Genomic DNA, 21,517 nt, shown 5'->3' on the forward strand with positions numbered 1-21,517 from the left:
GGGGTGGCCGTGGACATGACCGGGGCCACAGGGACTGAATAGGCTCAGAACAGACCTCACGCCCCCACGACTTGGAGCTTGACGTGCACCGCAGACTCATCGCCCCGGGCGCTCTCGCGGCCTCCTTCCTGCTGGCGATCCCGGCATCGGCGGCCAGTTACTCCCCCGGGGCGCCGGGCATCGGCGACCCCTACTACCCGGACTACGGCAACGGCGGCTACGACGTCTCGCACTACGATCTACGCCTCCAGTACCAGCCGCAGACAGATGAACTGGAGGGCACGGCAACCCTCCTGGCGACCACCACGCAGGATCTCTCACGATTCAATCTGGACTTTCTGCTCGACGTGAGCGAGGTGCGGGTCAACGGCGTGAAGGCGTCGTTCGCCACTTCCGGTGAGCAGGAGCTGGAGGTCACCCCGAAGACCCCGCTGGCCAAGGGCAAGGCCGTGACCATCGTGGTCCGCTACAGCGGTGTGCCGTCATCGAAGACCGCGTACGGGTTCACCAGCTGGCACCGCACTCCGGACGGCGGCGTCGGCGCGAACGAGCCCGAGTCGGCGGCGTGGTGGTTCCCCAGCAACGACCACCCGCTCGACAAGGCGACGTACGACGTGTCGGTCAACGTCCCCGACGGCACGCAGGCGATCTCCAACGGCACGCTCCAGTCGACCAGTTCGAAGCTCGGCTGGACGCGCTACAACTGGCGGTCCAACAAGCCGCAGGCCACGTATCTCGCCACGCTCGCGATCGGCAAGTTCGACATCACGACCGGGACCACCGAGAGCGGCATCCCGATCATCAACGCGTACAGCAAGGACCTCGGTGACAACGCCGGGGCGGTGCGGGCGAGCATCGAACGCACCGGTGAGGTCGCCGACTTCCTCACCGAGTACTTCGGCCCGTACCCCTTCAACGCGCTCGGCGGGTATGTCCCGAACACCAACACCGGGTACGCGCTGGAGACGCAGACGCGGCCGTTCTACAGCCCGCGCCAGTTCGCGAACGGCTCGAACGTGTCCGTCGTCGTCCACGAGCTGGCCCACCAGTGGTACGGGGACGAGGTGTCCGTCGCCGGGTGGAAGGACATCTGGATCAACGAGGGCTTCGCCCGGTACGCGCAGTGGCTGTGGTCGGAGCACGAGGGCGAGGGGACGGCGCAGGAGCTCGCGGACTACGTGTATGCCGTGCACCCGGCGGACGACGCCTTCTGGACGGTCGCGCCCGGCGACCCGGGTCCGGAGAACCAGTTCGACATCGCGGTCTACGACCGAGGGGCGCTGGCCATTCAGGCGCTGCGCAACGAGGTCGGGGACGACGCGTTCTTCGCCATCCTGAAGGGGTGGCCCAGCGAGCACGCGTACGGGAACGCTACGGTCGGCGACTTCCAGAAGTACGCGGAGAAGGTGTCGGGCCAGTCGCTCGGCTCGTTCTTCGACACGTGGCTGTTCGAGCCGTCGAAGCCGGCGGCGCCTGCGGCGCAGGGCGCGTCGATCGCTCGGGCCGCGGGGACGGACGGGACTTCTTCCAAGGTTCCTGCTCAGCCGAAGTCGTGGAAGAAGATCGCTGCGACTGATTCGGTTCACGATCACTGAGGTGTGTCGTATGGCGGGCGGGCGCCGTCGCGTTCCAACTCCTTGACCCGGGTCAGGAGTTCATCGCGGCTGATGGCGTCCGCCCGTGTCGACGGCACGGTGCAGGCGTGGGCACCGGCCACCGCGCCGTACAGGGCGCAACGGTGCGGCGGCTCACCGGCCAGCCAGCCGAGGAGGAAACCGCAGGCGAAGGCGTCGCCGGCGCCGTTCGAGTCCACGACCGGGGCCGGGGGTGTGACCGCCGGGATGTGGGTCACCTCGCCGTCCGCCAGCAGATACGCCCCGTCGGCTCCGGCCGTGGCGACCACCACCTCGGCCCGGCCCCGCTCGACGATCTGCCGCATCGTCCGCTCCGGGTCGGGCAGCACGGTGGTGGACACGAACACGAGGTCGGCGGTGTAGGCGAACGGCTCGTGGTACGGATTCTCGCCGTCCCAGTTGTGCAGGTCGGTCGAGAGGGTTACCCCGGCCTCCCGCAGCGCGGGAAGGGTGTGGGCGCACGGGTGGGTGATGACGACGTGCGCGTGGCGGCTCGCCCCGGCCAGCGCCCGGACGGTCTCCTCCGGCAGCCGGTCGCCGTCCCGCGAGCGACTCACGTCGTACAGCGACAGCCGCCGTCCCTCCGGGTCCACGAGGTTGACCGCACGCTTGGTGCCACCGGGCTGGCGGACATCGGTGAGCGGGATACCCCGGTCGCGGTGCAGCGCCCGGACCAGCTCACCCTCGTGGTCGTCGCCGAGCATGTCGAGATGGTGCGCGCGCAGCCCCAGAGCGTGCACACCAAGAGCGACGAAGTCCCCACTCTGGCCGGCCCGCGTCTCGATACCGGGCCGGATCATGTAGCTGTCCGCGAACGGAAGCGGCAGTTCGGGGACGTACACGATCGTGTCCACACCCGCGCCTCCCAGGACGAGGACGTCGATCTCGGAGCTCATGGGGGTTCCTCTCGCCTCTGGCCAACTCCCGAGAGCGGTCGCCGAGCAACTCTGTACGGGAGCACCGCGATCGCATCTCGTCGACTGCGCCTGTCGGCAGGTGAGTCAAGCAAGGTCTTGGAGGCATCGGCAACAGCTTGCGGAATCTTTCCGCAAGCTGTTGCCGTTGCACGCGTCGACCGTTGCACGCGTCGACCGTTGGCCGTCGACCGTTGGCCGTTGGCCGTTGGCGATGCTCAGTCCCCGTGGTCGTACACCGTCACGGCTATCCCCGGCTTCACCAGCCGCTCCGCGATGAGCGGCTCCACACGGGACCACTTGCCGCCGGCGAGACCGCAGCCGATCCGGGGCATGTGGACGGAGGCGCCGAGCTCGGCGGCCTTGTCGCCCAGCAGTCCGAGGGCGGTGCCGATGGCCTCGTAGCGCACGGGCACCCCCTTACTGCCCGTGCGTATGCCTCGCTGGCCGACCAGGTTCGCCACCCACACGTATCGCTGAACCTGGACGAACTGCGCCGAGCCCAGGCCGAAGTCGTTCTGCGCGCGATCGCGGTGCCAGGCGCGATACGCCGCTTCCGGCTCCGGCCAGCGGCGCGAGACGGCGAGCACGAAGCCCTTCCCCCATCCCCCGATGTCATTGCAGACATGGGCGACCACCTTGACGCCCTTCCCCAGCGGAGTGGTGGCGTCGCCCCTGACGTACATGATCTCGGACATGACGCCACGGTAGGTGCTGCCACTGACAGTGGCCGTCGAGACCGGACGGGCGGACGGGCGGACAGTGGGCGGATGCCGGTGTAGGTTCGCCGCCGCCGTTGTCATTCCGGTCCGCGGTGACCTGCTGCTTGTTCTGCAGTCTCACCGGGTGTCCCACGTTTCCCGTCTCACTTCGGCGGCAATTCCTCATGCCGCCGACCTTGCCGGTGGCCAGCTGTAGTGCTTCTGCCCCATGTACCAGCGGAACGTCCGCCACTGCTCGGCCGCGTACGGCATCTCCGAGGGTCGGTGTCCAAGCCGGAGCCTCAACTGTTGGCCAAGGTGCGGTCCAGGAGAGGGAGCAGGCGGTCCCAGTGGTGCTGGAGTGCGGAGGAGTTGAAGGCATCGGTGTCGGACATGGTGAAGCCGTGGACGGTGCCGGGGTAGATCTCGGAGGTGTAGCCGACCCCCGCGGCGTCCAGGGCCTGGTTGAGCTCGCCGAGAGCCTCGGGCGTCATGTCGCCTTCGGCGTGCCCAAGGTGGACCTGGGCGGTGAGCTTCGAGAAGAGGTCTGGCCCGTCGACGCCCACGGGGCCGTGGAATGCGGCGACGGCGGCCACCTGGCCGGGGTGGGCCGCGGCGGTGCGCATCGCCAGGAGGCCGCCTATGCAGTAGCCGGTCACCGCGACCGGTCCGGCGTCGACCTCGGGCTGGGTGGTGAGGAACCTGAGGTAGGCGTCGGCGTCGCGCAGAGCACGTTCGGCCGTGTGCGCCTCGATCAAGGGCATCAGCTGGGCGAAGACCGCGTGCCGGACCTCTTCTCCGATGTGCTCGGGAAGTGGGATCACCGGAGCCGGGCCGTGCCTGTAGAAGAAGTTGGGGACGAGCACGTAGTACCCGTGCCCGGCCAGTTCGAGGGCCAACTCCCTCAGCACGGGCCGGATGCCGAAGCCGTCCGCGTACATCAGCACCCCTGGGTGCCGCTCACCATCGTCGGGGAAAGCGGCGAAAGCGTCGGCCTGGCCGTCCGCGGTGGGAATGTGCAGCGTCTTGGTGAGCATGAATTCTCCTGTCGTGGTTGACGAGTCGAGCTGTCATCAACACGACAGGAGGCGGAGCCCGCGCAGCAGCGCCAGATCCTCGGTCCAACAGCAGGCCGGCACCGGCCCGTACGGCGCTCAGAGGAGCGCCGGGTCACCAATCCGTGTGTGGCGCAATGCCGTCCCGGTAGTCATAGCCGCATAACGTAGCCCACCGGACGGGATCGATGCCAGCCCTCCCCAGTCCACAGTGCCGTTCGCGAGAACGATCTCGGCCAACACCTCGGACCCTGTCCTCGGTCGACGCGCTGCCTGTGACTGAAATACCGATCTTGCGGCTGCACAGTCCTCACCGCACTTCGCAACACTCCCTCATGCCGAGCTGGGAATCTCAGCATCGCGTCATAAGTGCTATTCAGAGGTCATCGCTCGCGAGAACACGACGCGGATTGCGAGTACCTACAGCCGGGCGGGCACGGGACGTGCGCCGTCTGGCGGCGCTTTCGCAACACCGGTGAGACAGCAATACTGTTGCACCAGATCGCTGCACAACCCGGAGAGGCAGGGCCCGCCATGACCACCGACATCGAGGAGCCGGTGCTCACGGTTGACGAGTTGGCTGCGCGGGCGGGCGTTACGGTCCGTACGGTGCGTTTCTACAGCACCAAGGGTCTGTTGCCGCCGCCCGTGATCGGTCCTCGGCGGGTGGGTCACTACAGCCAGGAGCATCTGGCCCGGCTCGCCCTCATCGAGGAGTTGCAGCACCAGGGCATGACGCTAGCCGCGATCGAGCGGCATCTTCAGCAGTTGCCGCCCGACCTGAGCGCTCACGACCTCGCCATCCACCGTGCTGTGGTGGCCTCCTGGGCGCCCGACGCCGCGGAGTACGTGACGCGTGAGGAGTTGGAGCGGCGGGCGGGGCGTTCGCTGGGCGAGGAGGAGCTGGACCGGCTCGTCGCGATGAGTGTCATCACGCGGACCGCGGACTCCTTCCGCGTGGACCCGGGGCTGCTGCGGCTCGGCGTACAGCTTCTCGACGTACCCATCGCGCACGAGACGATCCTCGCGGCGCGGACCGTACTGCTGGAGCACTCGCGGGCGGCGGCCCACGAGTTGTCCGCGCTGCTGCGTGACGCGGTGGGCGAGCGTGAGTCCGTGGCGGCGGTGAAGTCGCTGTCGGCGCATATGCAGCCGCTGGTGGTGCAGGCGCTGCTGACGACGTTCCAGCGCTCGCTGAAGGAGGAACTCCGGGAGTGGCTCAAGGAGTCCTGAGCCGCCCGACTCCACAAGCGGCTGCAAGTAGGCGGACCGGCCCGCCACATTGAGGGCCTGGCCGGTCAGGAAGCCGCTGCCCTCGTCGACGACGTACAGCAGGGTCGAGTCGAGATCGGACGGCTCCTGGGTCCTGGGGACGGCCTGTTGGGCGCGGGCGTGTTCGAAGCCGCCGTCCGCGCCGACGGTCCGCTCGGCGGTGGCGGTGCGGACCATGCTCGGCGCGATCGCGTTGACGGTGATGCCGCGGGGCCCGAGCTCGGAGGCCAGTGCGCGCGTGAAGCCGATCAGGCCCGCCTTCGAGGAGACGTACGCGACCATCGTCGGCGGCGCGGTGAGGACGGCCGCTATGTGCAGGCTGACGAACGCGGGACGGCCGGTGACGCGGGCATACCCGTCTGCCATGGAGACGACGGCGCCCTCGTGGATGCCGAGGACATACTCGGGCGCGTCCTCGGCGTCCATGAGGGCTGCGAGGAAGGGCAGTTCGGAGGTGCCGGGGTTGCCGAACACGCGGTCCGCGCCCTCGCCGCGCAGGATCTCCAGCAGGGCGAGGGCGGGGCGGCGACCCATGGGGGGCTCCTCGGTGGGTACGGGGATGACGGCGACCGGTGCGCGGTCAGCGTCGGGTCCCCGTACCACCGGGAGCAAGGGCAGCGTGTCGCTCAGCGATACGTCGTCGGGTCCGTCGTCCGATCCCTCACCGGGTCCGTCATCGGATCCCTCATCGGGTGTCGCTGAACCGCTCCCCCTTCTCCGCCTTCTCGACCAGCAGTGCCGGAGGCGTGAACCGCTCCCCGTAGCGCTCGGCGAGCTCACGCGCGCGTGCCACGAACGCGGGCAGACCCCCAGCCTCGCCGGTGCCGGAACCCGCCCCGGCGCCGCCGTCGTACCCGTTGATGTACTGCAGGACACCCCCGGTCCAGCCCGGGAAGCCGATCCCGAAGATGGAGCCGATGTTGGCGTCCGCTACCGACGTCAGCACGCCCTCCTCAAGGAGGCGGACGGTGTCCAGCGCCTCGGAGAAGAGCATGCGCTCCTGCATGTCTTTGAACGGCACAGTGGCGAACGGGATCTCGGAGCCGGGCTTGGTGAAGTGCTCACGCAGTCCTGGCCACAGCTTGCCGCGCTTGCCGTCCGCCCCGTACTCGTAGAAGCCCGCGCCGCCGCTGCGGCCCGTGCGGCCGAACTCGTCGACCATGCGGTCGATGACCGCCTCGGCCGGGTGCGTCACCCAGGTGCCACCCGCCTCCTCCACGGCCTGCTTGGACTCCTTGCGGATCTTGCGCGGCAGGGTGAGCGTCAGCTCGTCCATGAGGGAGAGGACCTTGGCGGGGTAGCCCGCCTGGGCGGCCGCCTGCTCGACGGACGCGGGCTCGATGCCCTCGCCGACCATCGCGACGCCCTCGTTGATGAACTGCCCGATGACGCGGGAGGTGAAGAAGCCGCGCGAGTCATTGACGACGATCGGCGTCTTGTTGATCTGGCGTACGAGATCGAAGGCACGCGCCAGCGCTTCGTCGCCGCTCCGCTCGCCCTTGATGATCTCGACGAGCGGCATCTTGTCGACCGGCGAGAAGAAGTGCAGCCCGATGAAGTCGCTCTGGCGCTCCACGCCCTCGGCGAGCACGGTGATCGGCAGGGTCGAGGTGTTGGAGCAGAGCAGTGCGTCGGGCTCGACGAGGTGCTGGATCTCCTGGAACACCTTGTGCTTGAGCGACGTGTCCTCGAAGACGGCCTCGATCACGGCGTCGCAGCCGGCCAGGTCCTGAGGGTCCGCGGTGGGCGTGATGCGGGCGAGCAGCGCGTCGGCCTTCTGCTGCGTCGTACGTCCCCTGGAGACGGCATTCGCACAGAGCTTCTCGGAGTAGGCCTTGCCCTTGACCGCCGCCTCCGCCGACACGTCCTTGAGGACGACGTCGATGCCCGCGCGGGCGCACGAGTACGCGATGCCCGCACCCATCATCCCGGCACCGAGGACGGCGACCTTGCGGACCTGGCGCGGTGCGATGCCCTTCGGCCGGTTGGCGCCGGAGTTGACCGCCTGGAGGTCGAAGAAGAACGCCTGGATCATGTTCTTGGCGGTCTGCCCGGTGACCAGCTCGGTGAAGTAGCGCGCCTCGATGACCAGCGCGGTCTCGAAGTCGACCTGCGAGCCCTCCACGGCGGCCGCGAGGATGTTGCGCGGCGCCGGATAGGGGGCGCCGTTCAGCTGCTTCTTCAGGTTGGCCGGGAACGCGGGCAGGTTGGCGGCGAACTTCGGGTTCGACGGCGTACCGCCCGGGATCCGGTAGCCCGGCTTGTCCCACGGCTGCTGCGACTCGGGGTTGGCGTCGATGAAGGCGCGCGCCTTGGCGAGCAACTCCTCGGGCGTGGCCGCCACTTCGTGGACGAGACCGTTCTCCAGCGCCCGCTGCGCGGAGTACTGGGTGCCCTGGAGCAGCACCTTCAGCAGCGCGTCCGCGATGCCCATCAGACGGACGGTGCGGGTGACGCCGCCGCCGGCCGGGAGCAGGCCGAGGGTGACCTCGGGCAGGCCGATCTTGGTGCCGGGGGTATCGAGGGCCACGCGGTGGTGGGAGGCGAGGGCGATCTCGTAACCGCCGCCGAGTGCGGCGCCGTTGATGGCGGCGACGACCGGCTTGCCGAGCGTTTCGATGCGGCGCAGGGAGGATTTGATGGCCGTGCCGGTCTCGAACGCCTGCTGGGCGTTGTCCGGACCGACGCTCATCATCTCCTTGAGGTCGCCGCCCGCGAAGAAGGTCTTCTTGGCGGAGGTGTAGATGACTCCGCGGATGGAGTCCTTCTCGGCCTCGGCGCGTTCGGCGATCGCCGCGATCGAGGCCTTGAAGGCCTGGTTCATGGTGTTGGCGGACTGGTTGGGGTCGTCGAGGACGAGGGTGACGACACCGGTCTCGTCCTGTTCCCAGCGGATGGTGGTGGGCTCAGTGCTCATCAGGGGTTGCTCCGTTGATCCGTGGATCCGTTGTCCCTGGATCCTTTGTCCGTTGATCCGTTGATCCGTTGATCCGTTGATCCGTTGGGAAAGGTCAGACGCGCTCGACGATCGTGGCGATACCCATGCCGCCGCCCACGCACAGCGTGGCGAGGCCGTAGCGCTTGTCCTGGCGCTCCAGTTCGTCGACGAGCGTGCCGAGGATCATGGCGCCGGTGGCGCCGAGCGGGTGGCCCAGCGCGATCGCGCCACCGTTGACGTTGACCTTGTCCAGGGACAGGCCCATGTCCTTGACGAAGCGGAGGACGACCGCCGCGAAGGCCTCGTTGATCTCGACGAGGTCGATGTCGTCGATGGTCAGACCGGCCTTGGCGAGCGCCTTGCGGGTCGCGGGAGCGGGTCCGGTGAGCATGATGGTGGGCTCGGAGCCGGAGACAGCCGCGGAGACGATCCGCGCGCGCGGGGTGAGGCCGTAGCGCTCACCGACCTCCTTCGAGCCGACGGCGACGAGCGACGCGCCGTCCACGATGCCGGAGGAGTTGCCGGCGTGGTGGACGTGCTCGATCGCCTCCACCCAGTGGTACTTCTGCAGCGCCACCGCGTCGAAGCCGCCCAGGTCACCGATGTCGGCGAACGACGGCTTCAGCCTCGCGAGCGAGTCGGCGGTGGTGCCGGGGCGCAGGTGCTCGTCGTGGTCCAGGACGACGAGCCCGCTGCGGTCCTTCACCGGGACGACGGACTTCTCGAAGCGCCCGTCCTTCCACGCGGCAGCCGCCCGCTCCTGGGACAGCGCCGCGTACTCGTCGACATCGCGGCGGGTGAAGCCCTCGATGGTGGCGATGAGGTCCGCGCCGATGCCCTGCGGCGCGAAGTTGGTGGCCAGGTTGGTCATCGGGTCAGCGAACCAGGCGCCACCGTCCGAGCCCATCGGCACCCGCGACATCGACTCGACGCCGCCCGCGAGCACCAGGTCCTCCCAGCCCGAACGGACCTTCATCGCGGCCAGGTTGACGGCTTCCAGGCCCGAGGCACAGAAGCGGTTCTCCTGGACTCCGGCGACCGTGTCGGGGAGTCCGGCGGCGAGAGCGGCGATCCGGGCGATGTCGGAGCCCTGGTCGCCGACCGGGCCCACGACACCGAGCACGATGTCGTCGATCGCGGCCGGGTCGAGGCCGGGGAAGCGACGCTGTACCTCGTGGATGAGCCCGACGACGAGGTCGATGGGCTTGGTGCCGTGCAGGGCGCCGTTCGCCTTGCCGCGGCCGCGCGGGGTGCGGATCGCGTCGTACACATACGCTTCGGTGCTCACTGGTAAGCCTTTCGGGGAGGGTTAGCCGAGCAGGGAACGGCCGATGATCTCCTTCATGATCTCGGTGGTTCCGCCGTAGATGGTCTGGATGCGGCCGTCGGTGAAGGCCTTGGCAACGCGGTACTCGGTCATGTAGCCGTAGCCGCCGTGCAGTTGGAGACAGCGGTCCGCGACCCGCTTCTGCAGCTCGGTGGCCCACCACTTGGCCATCGAGGCGTGCACGGCGTCGAGTTCCCCGTTCGAGTGATCGACGATGCAGCGGTCGAGGAAGGCCCGGGTGACGGCGCACTCAGTGGCCATCTCGGCTATCTCGAAGCGGATGTGCTGGAGCTTGGACAGCGGCCGACCGAACGCCTCGCGCTCCTTGACGTACTCCGTGGTGATCTCGACCAGGTACTCCGCGGCGGCGATCCCGGCGACGGCGATGCCCATGCGCTCCTGCGCGAGGTTGGTCATCAGATGGACGAAGGCGCCGTTCAGCTCGCCGAGCAGATTCTCCTTGGGAACGGTGACGTCGTTGAAGAACAACTCGGCCGTGTCCTGCGCCTTCTGGCCGATCTTGTCGAGGTTGCGGCCGCGCTCGAAGCCCGCCGTTCCCCGTTCGACGACGAGCAGGGACAGTCCCTTGGCACCGCCTTCGGGTGTCGTCCTCGCCACCACGATCACCAGATCGGCGAGGATCCCGTTCGAGATGAAGGTCTTGGAGCCGTTGAGCAGCCAATGGTCGCCGCGGTCCTCGGCGTGCGTCGTGATGCCCTGGAGGTCGGATCCGGCGCCGGGTTCGGTCATGGCGATCGCCGTGATCAGCGAGCCGTCGCAGAAGCCGGGCAGCCAGCGCCGCTTCTGCTCCTCGGTGCCGAGGCCCGTCAGATACGGCCCGATGATGTCGTTGTGCAGTCCGAGCGCGATTCCGGCGGCCCCCGCGCGCGTGAACTCCTCGGCCAGTACGGCGCTGTAGCGGAAGTCCGGGTTGCCGCCGCCCCCGTACTCCTCGGGCACCGCGAACCCGAGCAGCCCCTGCTTCCCGGCCGCCCGCCAGGCGTCGCGCGAGACGATGCCGTCCTTCTCCCACTGCTCGTAGTACGGCAGCACCTCCTTGGCGAGGAAGGTGCGCACCGTCTCGCGGAACGCGTCGTGCTCGGGCTCGAAGATCTGCCGCTTCATTCGGGGCTGCCCTTCAGAAGGTCCGGTACGCCCCAGTCGCGGGCCTCGAAGATCTGCCGCCTCATTCGGGGCTGCCCTTCAAAAGGTCCGGTACGCCCCAGTCGCGGGCCACGTCCACCGTGTCGGCGCCCGGCTGGGCAGGCCCGCTGCGGACGGAGGTGCGGGTGACGGAGAAGCGGGGCGCGGGGGCGGGCTGGGTGATGCCGCCGTGGTCGGTGAAGGTGCCGCGGGCTGCGAGGTGCGGGTGGGCCGGGGCCTCGCGCAGCGAGAGGACCGGCGCCACGCACGCGTCGGAGCCCTCGAAGACGGCCGTCCACTCGTCCCTCGTACGGGTCTTGAAGCGGGCCGTGACGCTCTCGCGCAGTTCGCCCCAGCGCGACAGGTCCTTGCGGGCCGGTGCCTGGTCCTTGAGTCCCAGCAGGTCCACGAACTCGTCGTAGAACTGCTGCTCAAGGGGGCCCACTGCCATGTACTGCCCGTCCGACGTCTCGTACGTCCCGTAGTACGGGCAGCCGCCGTCGAGCAGGTTGGCGCCTCGCCGGTCCTGCCAGCCCCCGGCGGCGAGCATGCCGTGGATCATCGCGGAGAGGTGCGCCGCGCCGTCGACGATCGCCGCGTCCACGACCTGTCCGGCGCCGGTCGCGCGCGCGTGGTGGAGCGCGGCGAGGACACCGACGACGAGGTAGAGCGAGCCGCCCGCGTAGTCGCCGAGGAGGTTCGCGGGGGCCACGGGCGGCTCGTCCGGCTTGCCGATCATCCCGAGCGTGCCGGTCAGGGCGATGTACGCGATGTCGTGCCCGGCACGCTGGGCGAGCGGGCCCTCCTGTCCCCAGCCGGTCATCCGTCCGTAGACGAGCCCGGGGTTGCGGGCGTGGCAGGTCGCAGGGCCCACGCCGAGGCGCTCGGCGACGCCCGGGCGGTAGCCCTCGACGAGGATGTCGGCGCGCTCGACCAGGTCGAGGACGCGGGCGGGCCCGTCCTCGGCCTTGAGGTCGATCACGACCGACCGCTTGTTGCGGTTGGTGACGTCGTACTCGGGATCGATCGCGAGCCCGGCACCACCGGGACGGTCCACGCGGACCACGTCAGCGCCGAGGTCGGCAAGGAGCATCGCGGCGAACGGGCCGGGGCCGATCCCCGCCAGTTCGACAACGCGCACTCCCGCGAGCGGGCCGTGCCCTGCCGTACCCGTCACTGCCATCAAGCCCCCAGCTCTGTGACACTACTGATGTGACATCAGTGATGTTAAGAACGTGTTCCACATCGGGCAAGCCCTGAACGAGCAAGCGCTTAGTTAAATTCCAGGGCGTCGACAGTCGAGCAGGACTCCTCAGCGGGCGTCCAGCTCCGCGACCAGCTTCTTCGGCGCGATCACGCGGTAGCTCTCCTCGACCCAGTCGCAGAGCAGCTCCGCGGCCGGAGCCCCTTGCTCCGCCAGGGGTATGCGCACCCAGCCGGCCTTGCCGAGGCCGTAACCGGCGGGCTCGGCGCCGGGCGAGGTCAGGGCGTGGGCGTGCGCCTCCTCGTCCTTGAGCTTCAGGGTGACGCCCAGCGGATAACTGCCGTCGTCCATGCCGAGGAAGACGAACACCTTCTTGTTGACCTTGGCGACGGACTCACCCCAGGGGAACTCCTCGGTGGCGCCGGGCAGCCCGAGGGCGAACTCGCGCACCTTCTCCCATTTTTTCAGGGCGTTCCTCGGCACGGCCACGGCGACCTCCGACCTCTTCGTCCGACCTCATTGTCCGGCTGCTCGTACCTCACGCTAGCCTCAGCCACCGACAACGGCGCTTCGCGCACAGCTGCGCGGTTCAGGAGCAGGAGTGTCATGAGCAGGCCCAACGAGACGGATCGCTCGGATCGCGCGTACGACATCGTGCTCTTCGGAGCCACGGGGTTCGTCGGGGAACTCACCGCGGAGTACCTCGCCGCGCACGCGCCCAAAGGGCTGCGGTGGGCGATCGCGGGGCGAAGCCCGGAGAAACTGGACCGGCTGCGGGAGCGGCTGACCGGCACTCCCGACGCTCCCGATGCCCTTCACGCGGATGTGTCCGATCCGGAGTCGCTGCGCGAACTCGCCCGCCGCGCGCGCGTGGTGGCCACGACGGTCGGGCCGTACGTCACGTACGGCGAGGAGCTGGTGGCCGCCTGCGCCGACGCCGGTACCGACTACGTCGACCTCTCCGGTGAGCCGGAGTTCGTCGACCTGACGTACGTCCGGCACGACGCACGCGCGCGGGAGACCGGCGCGCGGCTCGTGCACGCCTGCGGTTTCGACTCGGTTCCGCACGACCTGGGCGCGTACTTCACCGTCCGCCAGCTTCCCGAAGGCGTTCCGCTGCGGGTCGACGGGTTCGTGCGCACCCAGGCGATGTTCTCGGGCGGCACGTTCGCCTCGGCGCTCGGCCAGTTCGCGCGCGGGCGGCAGATGCTGGCCGCGGCACGCGATCGCCGTCGGCACGAGCCTCGGCTGGTGGGACGGCGGGCGGAGGCACCGCCGAGCGCTCCGCGGTTCGCCAAGGAGATCGGGGCGTGGGCACTGCCGCTCCCCACGCTCGACCCGCAGGTGGTGCGGCGGTCCGCACAGGCCCTGGAGCGGTACGGGCCCGACTTCCGCTACCGCCACTACGCGGCCGTCGAACGGCTGCCCATCGCGCTGGGCGGCGTCGCCGCGACGGGTGCGCTCTTCGCGGCCGCCCAGCTGCCGCCCGCACGCCGCTGGCTGTCCGACCGGTTCAAGCCCGGGGAAGGACCGAGCGCCGCGCTGCGTGCGAAGAGCTGGTTCTCGGTGCGGTTCGTGGGCGAGGGCGGCGGGCGCCGCGTCTTCACGGAGGTCGCTGGAGGCGACCCCGGCTACGGCGAGACCGCCAAGATGCTCGCGGAGTCCGCGCTTTCGCTGGCCTTCGACGAACTGCCGGAGACGGCCGGGCAGGTCACGACGGCGGTGGCGATGGGTGACGCGCTGACGGAACGGCTCCGCGGGGCGGGGATCACGTTCCGGGTGGCAGCCACCCTGTAGGGGCTCACCTCTAGGAGCTCACCTGTAGGAGCTCACCTCTAGGAGCTCACCTCTAGGAGCTCACTTGTAGAGGCTCATTCGTAGGCACTCACCTGTAGGGACTCAGAACGTCCACCCGGTGACCGTGTAGACCATCCCGCCTATCCAGGCGACTCCGGCGATCACGGCGAGGAACAGCGCGGCCATCACGGCGCGCTCGACGGGCTGGGTGGGGTTGGCTTCGGGCTTCGGGGCGCGGTGCGTCGTCATGCTGCACAGCCTGCCGATCATGACGGTGCGCCCGCATCCGTACTCGTACTCAGAACACGTACTCAGTCAATGGTGCGGATGGCTCAGTGAGTTGCCTCCTGGAGCGCCCGCCCGCAGAGGGAGTCCGCGCGTCGAGTGGATTCCGGGAGGCGGTACTTCGGAGTGAGCGCGAGCGTGTGCGCACACGCGTTGTCGAGGCTCACACGGTGGCCGACCGACACGAACACCGGCTTCACGCCGTCCTGGCTGCGCAAGGCACGGCCCACCTCGTCCTGACCCGCGACGAGCGGCGACGCGCTGCCGCGCCGGGCGCCGGGCTCCTCGTACGAGAAGGTGAAGGGGTTCTTGGCGACCCCGATCGTGGGCAGCCCGGTCAGCACGCCGAGGTGGCTGGCGAGGCCGAAGCGGCGCGGGTGGGCCAGGCCGTAGCCGTCGCAGACGACGAGACCCGGTGCGCAGGGCAGGGCGTCGAGCGCGGCCAGGACGGTCGGGATCTCGCGGAAGGCGAGGAGTCCGGGAACGTAGGGGAAGGAGACCTGGCCGACGGCGGTGGCCTCGGCCACGACATCGAGTGTCGCCGCGTCGAGCACGACGGCCGCGGCCACGACGACGTCCCGCTCGTCGTCGTACGCCACGTCGACCCCCGTCACTCGGCCGGTTCCGGGTGGCGGTCCCGCCTCTCCGAGGACCACTCGCCCCCGCAACTCGTCCTGTACGGCGCGTGCTTGCTCTTCGGTGGCGGGCCAGCCCGCGGGGATCCTCACGGTCGTCATGGTGGGAACGAGCGTACGACCAGGGAGTGGGGCCGGCCGGGCAGGGGTGGGGTGGGTACGTCCGGTCGGGCCGTCGTCGATCCGTCAGTCCGTCAGTCCGTCGATCCGTCAGTCCTTGTCGCCCAGTGCACGCCGCAGCTGCTGCTTGTTCATGTCCGAGCGTCCGTGGATGCCGCGCCGCTTGGCCTCCGCGTACAGCTGGTCGTACGTCGGCCCCTGGGCGCCTTTGTGTGAGCGCTGACCGCCACGCTTGGCGGACGACATGTCCTCGGTGGAGGTCCGGCTCGCGGTCTTCGACTCGCCGGAGCGGGCGCGTTCCTTGTTGACGGTGCGGGCGGCGATCTCCTCGGCGCGTTTCTCGCTCTCACCCCGGTCGCGGGCGCTCTCCTTGATTTGTTCGTACTGGCGTTCCCGCTTGGGGCTCGAACCGCGTGGCATCACTGATCACTCGCCTTTCGGGCTTCGGGGCGGTCCCTTTCACTTTGTTCGTGGCACGGGTACCCCGCATCCGGGCGGACAGAGCACGGTCAACGCTCAAGGCGTGCCACGCGGCCCTTCTCGCCGGACGCCCAGCATCCGAGGTCGGGGGCGCAGTCCACGGTGTCGTACGAGCCGGTGTCCAGCGTGCGCCAGGTGCGGCCGCCGTCGGTCGTCAGGTCGGTGCCGGTGGGCCCCACCGCGAGCGCGGACGTACGGCTGTACGGGAACCAGGTGACGCCGGAGCGGTAGGCGGGCGGCGGCTGTGCCGCGGGCTTCCAGGTGCGGCCGCCATCCGGGGTGAACGCCGCCGCCTGCGGAGAGGCCTGGTCGGGGTTGTAGTCGCCGCCGACCGCGAGGCCGTGGGTGCGGTCCCGGAAGGCGAGGGCGAAGACACCGCGCGCCGAGGTGCCGGCTGGTATGGGCGTGTCGGCGGCGGTCCAGGTCAGGCCCCGGTCGTCGGAGTGCAGCACACGCGCGCGTGCGCCCCCGCCGGTGGCCAGCCACACATCACGCGGCCCCGAACTCACGAGACACTGCCCGCCGGCCGCGAAGCCCGCCTCGCCGGCCTGGGACGCGGGCATGCCGTCGTCGGGCAGTACCTTCCAGGAGCGGCCGCCGTCGCTGGTGGACAGGATGCGGAACTTGCCGTCCACCGGGTCGCTCATCGCCAGGCCGTGGCGGCTGTCGAAAAAGGTGATGCAGTCGTAGAAGGCTCTGGCGTCGGTGTTGCGGAAGGACTCGGTCCAGGTCGCGCCGCCGTCGTCGGTCCTGAACACACGGGAGGCCTCTCCCTCACCGATGGCCAGGACCACGGCGTGCCGCGCGTCGAAGGCCTCGATGTCGCGGAACTGCAGGTCCTGGGCGCCGGGTGGCGAGACGTTCCGCCAGCTCGCGCCGCCGTCGCCGGTACGCAGCACGGTGCCGGCGGAACCAGCCAGCCAGGCGGTGTTCCTGCTGACGGCCGACAGTCCGCGGAAGCGTACGTCCGTGCCGCTGTCCTTCAACTCCCAGTGGGGCGCCTTGACCACCACGTGTGCCGCCCCTTGCGCCTGTGCGGGTGCTGTCAGCGCGGCGGCGAGTGCTCCTGCGCACAGCCCCACGGTGACCATCCGACTCGTACGTCTCGTCCGTCGCGTGTTTCCCAAGCCCCTCATGGCGGGCGAAGCTAGCCCACTCCCCAGGTGACGTCCAGATGGCGTCCTTCGGGAACCTCGGGACCCCGACCGAGTGTCCTCTCGGTTGTCCGGAGAACACAGGACGAGAAAAGGATCACCACAGCGAATGAAAGCGGTGACACAGGTCACTCAGGTTTCATGTGCACGGATTGGCCTGTTCCTTCGTCTCTTCTATTGACCGGCCTCATCCGCCCGGAGTTCGTTCAGCTGTCACAAGGGAGCAAGGCGTTGTCCATCGTCATCGAGCAGCCCGTAGAGGCCCGCCTCGTCGCCGCCGCGCCGAGGATGCCGAGTATTCCCGCAACCCTTCACTACGACCGAAGCGATCCCTTCGCCGTCCGCATGACCTTCCCCGCCCCCGCCACGCTGGAAGGCGTGGAGGTGTGCTGGACTTTCGCCCGCGAGCTGCTCGTGTCGGGGCTGGAGGACGCGGTGGGCTGCGGGGACGTACGAGTGCGGCCGTACGGCTACGACCGCACCGTTCTGGAGTTCCACGCGCCCGAGGGCACCGCGGTGGTGCATGTGCGCTCAGGTGAGGTGCGGAGCTTCCTGTCGCGTACGACGGAACTCGTGCCCACCGGGCTTGAGCACCTCCAGGTGGACCTGGACCACGACCTCGCGGAGCTCATGCGCGGCCCCTGCTGAGCGGCTCCCCGCCACTCCTCAGCGACTGCCCATCAGCGCGTTGAGCTGGGCCCAGTCGTGCCCTTCGGCCGGCGAGTCGTAGGTTCCCGTCCCCCGCAGCTCCCGTGCGGCGCGACGGACCACGGCGTGCGCGGCTGCGCGATGCCCGACCCGCGCTGATACGCGCCACCCCTGGCGCGGCCGGTCGGGCGACGGACTGCGCCCTGGATCCACCATCACGTTCAACGGGCCCTCGACGCCCTCGACGAGAGTTCTGACGGTCACCGGGATCCACGACTCCGGGTGACGAAGACACCGTCGGCTCAGGTTGCCGGACAGGCGCCTGCCCGCTCCGAGGTTTCCTCGGTCTTCCCCGCCACCCGTCAAGCGCCTCCAGCCGCCCGTCAGCCGCCCGCGGCCGCCCCGGTCGCCGCGCCCGTGGTCACCGCCACGATCACCGCGGTACGTACCTCCTGGATGACCTTCTTCAAGGCCGGAGCCGCCGCGCCGCTGCGGTCGGTCAGTTCCTCGATGCGGTCTTTGTGGAGTTTGCGGTCCTTGCCCGTCAGGAGGGGGCGGAGTTCGGCCGCGGCGGCCAGGGCGACGAGGGCCGCGTCGCGGTCGGAGACATCGGCGACGGGCACGGAGCCGACCAGCACCCGCCGCGCGTCCTCACGCAGTGCGTCCACGGTGGACACCCGCTCCAGCTCGTACTCCACGGACGGGAACAGCCCGAGCACGCGCTTCTTCTCCGCCCGCAGGTAACCCTCGGCCGCGAGCTGCGCGCGTACGGCGTCCAGGGTGACGCGAGCCCGCAGCGTCACCCATGCCTTCCACTTCCGGGGCCGGGACTCCTCGACAAGTTCCAGGAGCCCGTCCAGGACCAGGTCCCCCGTGTGTGCGTCGGGGTCGACGGGGGTCGCGATGCCCTCCACGTCCGCGAGCAGGCCGCGCTGCGCGAGTTCCGTGAGGGCTCCGGCGCGCACCAGGTGGTGGAGGTGGGTCGCTCCGGTGACCTTGAGCTTCGTGGTGTCCCAGGAAAGCAGGTAGAGCCGGGCGGGCAGCGAGAGCGAGCCGTCGGGCACGGGGTCTCCTTCGCGTCGTCTGAGGGCCACGCTAATTCCTTTGACAGGAGTCAGGGCCGCTCCCTACCGTGTGGAGTGGTCCTGTTGCCGTCGAATGGAGAAGGACGTTGCTCGTCTGAGGTCGGAGACACCGCGTCACACACAGCCACTCTTTGCTGGCGTCCGTGTGCGCAGCGTGCGACCTCGGCGTACGAGCCGTCCTTCCGGTACAGGGCCTTTTCGCTGCCCTCGGAACCGGATCCGTCCTCGGACTTGATCTGCCTCGTACCTTGATCGTCCCACCTCGCGGTGTCCTCCACACGTGCCCCTGAACGCACCCGGCAAACCGTGAGGCCACCTTGTCAACCTTTCCCACCTCCCTCACCTGCACCTCCCTCTCCTTCGCCTGGCCGGACGGCACGGCCGTCTTCGACGACCTCCAGGTCGCCTTCGGACCGGGCAGGACCGGCCTCGTCGGCGTCAACGGATCCGGAAAATCGACCCTTTTGAAGCTGATCGCCGGAGAACTCACCCCGGCCGACGGCACGGTCCGTGTGGCGGTCGAGGTCGGCTACCTGCCGCAGAACGTCACGCTCGACACCGCTCTGCGTGTCGACGAAGCGCTCGGCGTCGCCGCCACCCGCGCCGCGCTGCACGCCATCGAGGCGGGTGACGCGACCGAGGAGCACTTCGACGTCGTAGGAGACGACTGGGACGTCGAGGAGCGAACGCTCGCGACGCTCGGCGAACTCGGGCTCGGCCACATCGACCTGGACCGCACCGTCGGCGAGGTCTCGGGCGGCGAGTCGGTGCTGCTGCGCCTTGCCGCGCTCCTGCTGCGCCGCCCCGACGCACTCCTGCTGGACGAACCGACCAACAACCTCGACCTGTATGCCCGCCGACGGCTGTACGCGGCCGTCGAGGCCTGGTCCGGCATCATGGTCGTGGTCAGCCACGACCGTGAACTCCTCGACCTGGTCGACCAGATCGCCGATCTCCATGACGGCCGGATCACCACGTACGGCGGCAACTTCACCGCCTACGAGGAGGCGCTCGCCGTCGCACAGGAGGCCGCCGAACGGATGGTGCGGGTCGCCGAGTCGGATGTGCGACGGCAGAAGCGCGAACTGATCGAATCGCAGACGAAGCAGGCGCGTACCGACCGCAAGGGACGGCAGCTTGCGGCCAGCGGCAGCCACGGCAAGGCGCTGATGGACGCGATGCGGCGCCGGGCGGAGGAGACTGCCGGCCGGAACAAGCACCTGCACGAGGGCCGGCTCGACGACGCCCGCCGGCGGCTGAGCGAAGCGGAGGAAACGGTACGGGTCGACGAGGAGATCCGGATCGATCTGCCGTCTACGGCAGTCCCCTACGGCAGGATCGTGCTGACTGTCGAGGACCTGGAAATCGCGTACGGAACCGGGGCCTCGCGCGCCCTCACCATCGGCGGTCCCGAGCGGATCGCGCTCACGGGGCGCAACGGCGCGGGCAAGACCACGCTGTTGCGGACGATCGCGGGCGACCTGCCCCCGGTCGCGGGCCGGGCCGAGGTCCATGTGCCGATGCGGTTCCTGCCGCAGCGGCTCGACGTTCTCGACGACACGCTGACCGTCGCCGAGAACGTGGCGCGCTTCGCACCCAGGGCGACCAACAACGTGATCAGGGCTCGCCTCGCACGGTTCCTCTTCAAGGGGGCGCGCGCCGACCAGCGGGCGGACACGCTCTCGGGCGGCGAGCGCTTCCGGGCCTCGCTGGCGGCGTTGATGCTCGCCGACCCCGCGCCGCAGTTGCTGCTGCTGGACGAGCCGACGAACAACCTCGACATGGCGAGCGTCCGGCAGCTGACCGCGGCGCTGGCCTCGTACGAGGGGGCTCTGATCGTGGTCAGCCATGACATGCCGTTCCTGGAATCGCTCGGAATCACGCGCAGATTGCACTTGGAAGGAGGAGAACTGAAAGAAATCGATCGGGAAGCTGTGGGGTATCCCTCCTAGCGCTGGGCAGGGCGAACCGCATAGTTTCGGGCACAGGGGTCGCCCGGCGAGGCACCCGGGACCGCCTTGCGTGGACCTTGGGGGCTTTTGTCGGCGCGTACCGGCGCTGCATGATGTGCGCCGACGCCCCCTGCCGATTCGGAGACCCGCACGTGCCCAGCCAGAAAGCGCTCATACGCCGGCCCAGCCCCCGCCTCGCCGAGGGGCTGGTGACGCACGTCGAGCGCGAGACGGTGGATGTCGACCTGGCGGTCGAGCAGTGGGAGGCGTACGCGGAGGCACTGCGTACGCACGGCTGGGAGACCGTCGAGGTGGATCCGGCCGACGACTGCCCGGACTCCGTGTTCGTCGAGGACACCGTGGTCGTCTTCCGCAATGTCGCGCTGATCGCCCGCCCCGGCGCCGAGTCCCGGCGCGGCGAGACCGCCGGGGTCGAGGAGGCCGTGGCGCGCCTCGGCTGCTCGGTGAACTGGGTCTGGGAACCGGGCACCATGGACGGCGGCGACATCCTCAAAATCGGCGACACGGTGTACGTGGGGCGGGGCGGACGCACCAACGCCGCCGGGGTCGAGCAGGTGCGGGCGGCGTTCGAACCGCTCGGGGCCGAGGTCGTCGCCGTACCCCTGAGCAAAGTCCTGCACCTGAAGTCCGCGGTCACGGCGCTGCCGGACGGGACCGTCATCGGCCACCTCCCGGATGTGGACACTCCGTCGCTGTTCCCGCGCTTTCTGCCGGTGCCGGAGGAGTCCGGCTCGCACGTCGTCCTGCTCGGCGGCGGAAAGCTGCTGATGGCGTCGAGCGCTCCGAAGACCGCGGAGCTGTTCGCGGACCTCGGCCATGAACCCGTGCTCGTGGACATCAGCGAGTTCGAGAAGCTCGAAGGCTGTGTGACATGCCTCTCGGTCCGACTTCGGGAGCTGTACGTCTGAATGGGTGATCGAGACACCCGATCGGCCCCGGGACCTGGGCCTCCGGGGCGGGTTCGGACAACTGCCGAAAGCACTGGATCTACCTCGGACACCCCTGCTGATCAGGGGCTCTTTACACTCTGCTTAACCTACGGTTTCGTAACCTACGGATACGTAGCCTACGATGCCGTAGGTTGCACGCCGCTCGCGTCCCCGCTTGCGTCCCCGCTTGCGTCCCCGCTCAGTATTCGCGTTCCCGCCCCGT

At 69.4% G+C, this 21,517-nt stretch carries 20 protein-coding genes and 1 pseudogene; 6 read left to right on the top strand and 15 right to left on the bottom strand.

All coding sequences use genetic code 11. The features are described from left to right. Positions 1 to 83 precede the first annotated feature (83 nt). Entirely contained in the window at positions 84 to 1,595 is a 1,512-nt protein-coding gene (locus AB0N66_RS10995; protein ID WP_365431347.1) for a M1 family metallopeptidase, read from the top strand. Here the strand turns inward: AB0N66_RS10995 and AB0N66_RS11000 are convergent. From AB0N66_RS11000 to AB0N66_RS11010, 3 genes are all read right to left on the bottom strand, one after another. Next, a complete protein-coding gene (locus AB0N66_RS11000; RefSeq protein WP_365431350.1) occupies positions 1,589 to 2,530 on the bottom strand; it encodes an adenosine kinase in 942 nt (313 codons plus the stop codon). The genes AB0N66_RS10995 and AB0N66_RS11000 overlap by 7 nt on opposite strands. Before the next feature lie 236 nt (positions 2,531 to 2,766). Continuing rightward, positions 2,767 to 3,246, bottom strand: a complete 480-nt coding sequence (locus tag AB0N66_RS11005; RefSeq protein WP_365431353.1) for a macro domain-containing protein — start codon at positions 3,244 to 3,246, stop codon at positions 2,767 to 2,769. Positions 3,247 to 3,551: 305 nt separating this feature from the next. After that, complete coding sequence (locus AB0N66_RS11010; protein ID WP_365431356.1) at positions 3,552 to 4,286, bottom strand: dienelactone hydrolase family protein; 735 nt, start codon at positions 4,284 to 4,286, stop codon at positions 3,552 to 3,554. Between the two features lie 552 nt (positions 4,287 to 4,838). Here AB0N66_RS11010 and AB0N66_RS11015 point away from each other — a divergent pair. Next, positions 4,839 to 5,537, top strand: coding sequence for a MerR family transcriptional regulator (locus AB0N66_RS11015; protein WP_365431748.1), 699 nt, complete (start codon positions 4,839 to 4,841; stop codon positions 5,535 to 5,537). Positions 5,538 to 5,591: 54 nt separating this feature from the next. On the opposite strand, the pseudogene AB0N66_RS11020 reads toward AB0N66_RS11015, so the two are convergent. From AB0N66_RS11020 to AB0N66_RS11045, 6 genes and pseudogenes are all read right to left on the bottom strand, one after another. Continuing rightward, positions 5,592 to 6,110: pseudogene (locus tag AB0N66_RS11020) on the bottom strand (SDR family oxidoreductase); the annotation flags it as partial. A 151-nt stretch (positions 6,111 to 6,261) separates the two neighbouring features. After that, entirely contained in the window at positions 6,262 to 8,493 is a 2,232-nt protein-coding gene (locus tag AB0N66_RS11025) for a 3-hydroxyacyl-CoA dehydrogenase NAD-binding domain-containing protein (protein ID WP_365431359.1), read from the bottom strand. Positions 8,494 to 8,587: 94 nt separating this feature from the next. Continuing rightward, entirely contained in the window at positions 8,588 to 9,802 is a 1,215-nt protein-coding gene (locus AB0N66_RS11030) for an acetyl-CoA C-acetyltransferase (RefSeq protein WP_365431361.1), read from the bottom strand. Positions 9,803 to 9,823: 21 nt separating this feature from the next. Beyond that, positions 9,824 to 10,966: an acyl-CoA dehydrogenase family protein gene (locus AB0N66_RS11035; protein ID WP_365431364.1), complete on the bottom strand. Its 1,143-nt coding sequence runs from the start codon at positions 10,964 to 10,966 to the stop codon at positions 9,824 to 9,826. Between the two features lie 61 nt (positions 10,967 to 11,027). After that, positions 11,028 to 12,167, bottom strand: coding sequence for a CaiB/BaiF CoA-transferase family protein (locus AB0N66_RS11040; protein WP_365431367.1), 1,140 nt, complete (start codon positions 12,165 to 12,167; stop codon positions 11,028 to 11,030). A 129-nt stretch (positions 12,168 to 12,296) separates the two neighbouring features. After that, positions 12,297 to 12,677, bottom strand: coding sequence for an MmcQ/YjbR family DNA-binding protein (locus AB0N66_RS11045; RefSeq protein ID WP_365431370.1), 381 nt, complete (start codon positions 12,675 to 12,677; stop codon positions 12,297 to 12,299). Positions 12,678 to 12,794: 117 nt separating this feature from the next. Between AB0N66_RS11045 and AB0N66_RS11050 the strand changes: the two genes are divergently transcribed. Then, complete coding sequence (locus tag AB0N66_RS11050) at positions 12,795 to 13,985, top strand: saccharopine dehydrogenase NADP-binding domain-containing protein (RefSeq protein ID WP_365431373.1); 1,191 nt, start codon at positions 12,795 to 12,797, stop codon at positions 13,983 to 13,985. A 102-nt stretch (positions 13,986 to 14,087) separates the two neighbouring features. On the opposite strand, the gene AB0N66_RS11055 is transcribed toward AB0N66_RS11050, so the two are convergent. The 4 genes from AB0N66_RS11055 to AB0N66_RS11070 form a co-directional block, all read right to left on the bottom strand. Next, on the bottom strand, positions 14,088 to 14,234 hold the full coding sequence (locus tag AB0N66_RS11055; protein ID WP_365431779.1) for a hypothetical protein: 147 nt from the start codon (positions 14,232 to 14,234) through the stop codon (positions 14,088 to 14,090). A gap of 83 nt (positions 14,235 to 14,317) precedes the next feature. Further along, a complete protein-coding gene (locus AB0N66_RS11060) occupies positions 14,318 to 15,007 on the bottom strand; it encodes an endonuclease V (protein ID WP_365431376.1) in 690 nt (229 codons plus the stop codon). A 108-nt stretch (positions 15,008 to 15,115) separates the two neighbouring features. Further along, on the bottom strand, positions 15,116 to 15,445 hold the full coding sequence (locus AB0N66_RS11065) for a plasmid stabilization protein (protein ID WP_365431379.1): 330 nt from the start codon (positions 15,443 to 15,445) through the stop codon (positions 15,116 to 15,118). Between the two features lie 89 nt (positions 15,446 to 15,534). Beyond that, complete coding sequence (locus AB0N66_RS11070) at positions 15,535 to 16,596, bottom strand: oxidoreductase (RefSeq protein ID WP_365431382.1); 1,062 nt, start codon at positions 16,594 to 16,596, stop codon at positions 15,535 to 15,537. Positions 16,597 to 16,890: 294 nt separating this feature from the next. On the opposite strand from AB0N66_RS11070, the gene AB0N66_RS11075 reads away from it, so the two are divergent. Next, entirely contained in the window at positions 16,891 to 17,307 is a 417-nt protein-coding gene (locus AB0N66_RS11075; protein ID WP_365431384.1) for an SsgA family sporulation/cell division regulator, read from the top strand. A gap of 18 nt (positions 17,308 to 17,325) precedes the next feature. Here the strand turns inward: AB0N66_RS11075 and AB0N66_RS11080 are convergent, their stop codons facing one another. Both AB0N66_RS11080 and AB0N66_RS11085 read right to left on the bottom strand, forming a co-directional pair. Then, positions 17,326 to 17,571 (bottom strand): hypothetical protein, encoded by a 246-nt coding sequence (locus tag AB0N66_RS11080; protein WP_365431387.1) that lies wholly within the window; start codon positions 17,569 to 17,571, stop codon positions 17,326 to 17,328. Between the two features lie 119 nt (positions 17,572 to 17,690). Further along, positions 17,691 to 18,371 (bottom strand): GPP34 family phosphoprotein, encoded by a 681-nt coding sequence (locus AB0N66_RS11085; RefSeq protein WP_365431751.1) that lies wholly within the window; start codon positions 18,369 to 18,371, stop codon positions 17,691 to 17,693. Positions 18,372 to 18,709: 338 nt separating this feature from the next. Between AB0N66_RS11085 and AB0N66_RS11090 the strand changes: the two genes are divergently transcribed. Together AB0N66_RS11090 and ddaH are read left to right on the top strand one after the other, a co-directional pair. After that, a complete protein-coding gene (locus AB0N66_RS11090; protein WP_365431390.1) occupies positions 18,710 to 20,344 on the top strand; it encodes an ABC-F family ATP-binding cassette domain-containing protein in 1,635 nt (544 codons plus the stop codon). Between the two features lie 152 nt (positions 20,345 to 20,496). After that, on the top strand, positions 20,497 to 21,273 hold the full coding sequence (gene ddaH / locus AB0N66_RS11095; RefSeq protein ID WP_365431393.1) for a dimethylargininase: 777 nt from the start codon (positions 20,497 to 20,499) through the stop codon (positions 21,271 to 21,273). The last annotated feature ends 244 nt before the right edge of the window (positions 21,274 to 21,517 follow it).

Source organism: Streptomyces sp. NPDC093544, assembly GCF_040683495.1.
GTDB lineage: Bacteria > Actinomycetota > Actinomycetes > Streptomycetales > Streptomycetaceae > Streptomyces.

What these genes read in the sequence shown, in the direction of transcription:
- AB0N66_RS11025 (WP_365431359.1), bottom strand. Translation starts at nt 8,493, where the DNA reads ATGAGCACTGAGCCCACCACCATCCGCTGGGAACAGGACGAGACCGGT.
- AB0N66_RS11070 (WP_365431382.1), bottom strand. Translation starts at nt 16,596, where the DNA reads ATGGTCACCGTGGGGCTGTGCGCAGGAGCACTCGCCGCCGCGCTGACA.
- AB0N66_RS11005 (WP_365431353.1), bottom strand. Translation starts at nt 3,246, where the DNA reads ATGTCCGAGATCATGTACGTCAGGGGCGACGCCACCACTCCGCTGGGG.
- AB0N66_RS11050 (WP_365431373.1), top strand. Translation starts at nt 12,795, where the DNA reads ATGAGCAGGCCCAACGAGACGGATCGCTCGGATCGCGCGTACGACATC.
- AB0N66_RS11040 (WP_365431367.1), bottom strand. Translation starts at nt 12,167, where the DNA reads ATGGCAGTGACGGGTACGGCAGGGCACGGCCCGCTCGCGGGAGTGCGC.
- AB0N66_RS11065 (WP_365431379.1), bottom strand. Translation starts at nt 15,445, where the DNA reads ATGCCACGCGGTTCGAGCCCCAAGCGGGAACGCCAGTACGAACAAATC.
- AB0N66_RS11000 (WP_365431350.1), bottom strand. Translation starts at nt 2,530, where the DNA reads ATGAGCTCCGAGATCGACGTCCTCGTCCTGGGAGGCGCGGGTGTGGAC.
- AB0N66_RS11055 (WP_365431779.1), bottom strand. Translation starts at nt 14,234, where the DNA reads ATGACGACGCACCGCGCCCCGAAGCCCGAAGCCAACCCCACCCAGCCC.
- AB0N66_RS11010 (WP_365431356.1), bottom strand. Translation starts at nt 4,286, where the DNA reads ATGCTCACCAAGACGCTGCACATTCCCACCGCGGACGGCCAGGCCGAC.
- AB0N66_RS11060 (WP_365431376.1), bottom strand. Translation starts at nt 15,007, where the DNA reads ATGACGACCGTGAGGATCCCCGCGGGCTGGCCCGCCACCGAAGAGCAA.
- AB0N66_RS11035 (WP_365431364.1), bottom strand. Translation starts at nt 10,966, where the DNA reads ATGAAGCGGCAGATCTTCGAGCCCGAGCACGACGCGTTCCGCGAGACG.
- AB0N66_RS11015 (WP_365431748.1), top strand. Translation starts at nt 4,839, where the DNA reads ATGACCACCGACATCGAGGAGCCGGTGCTCACGGTTGACGAGTTGGCT.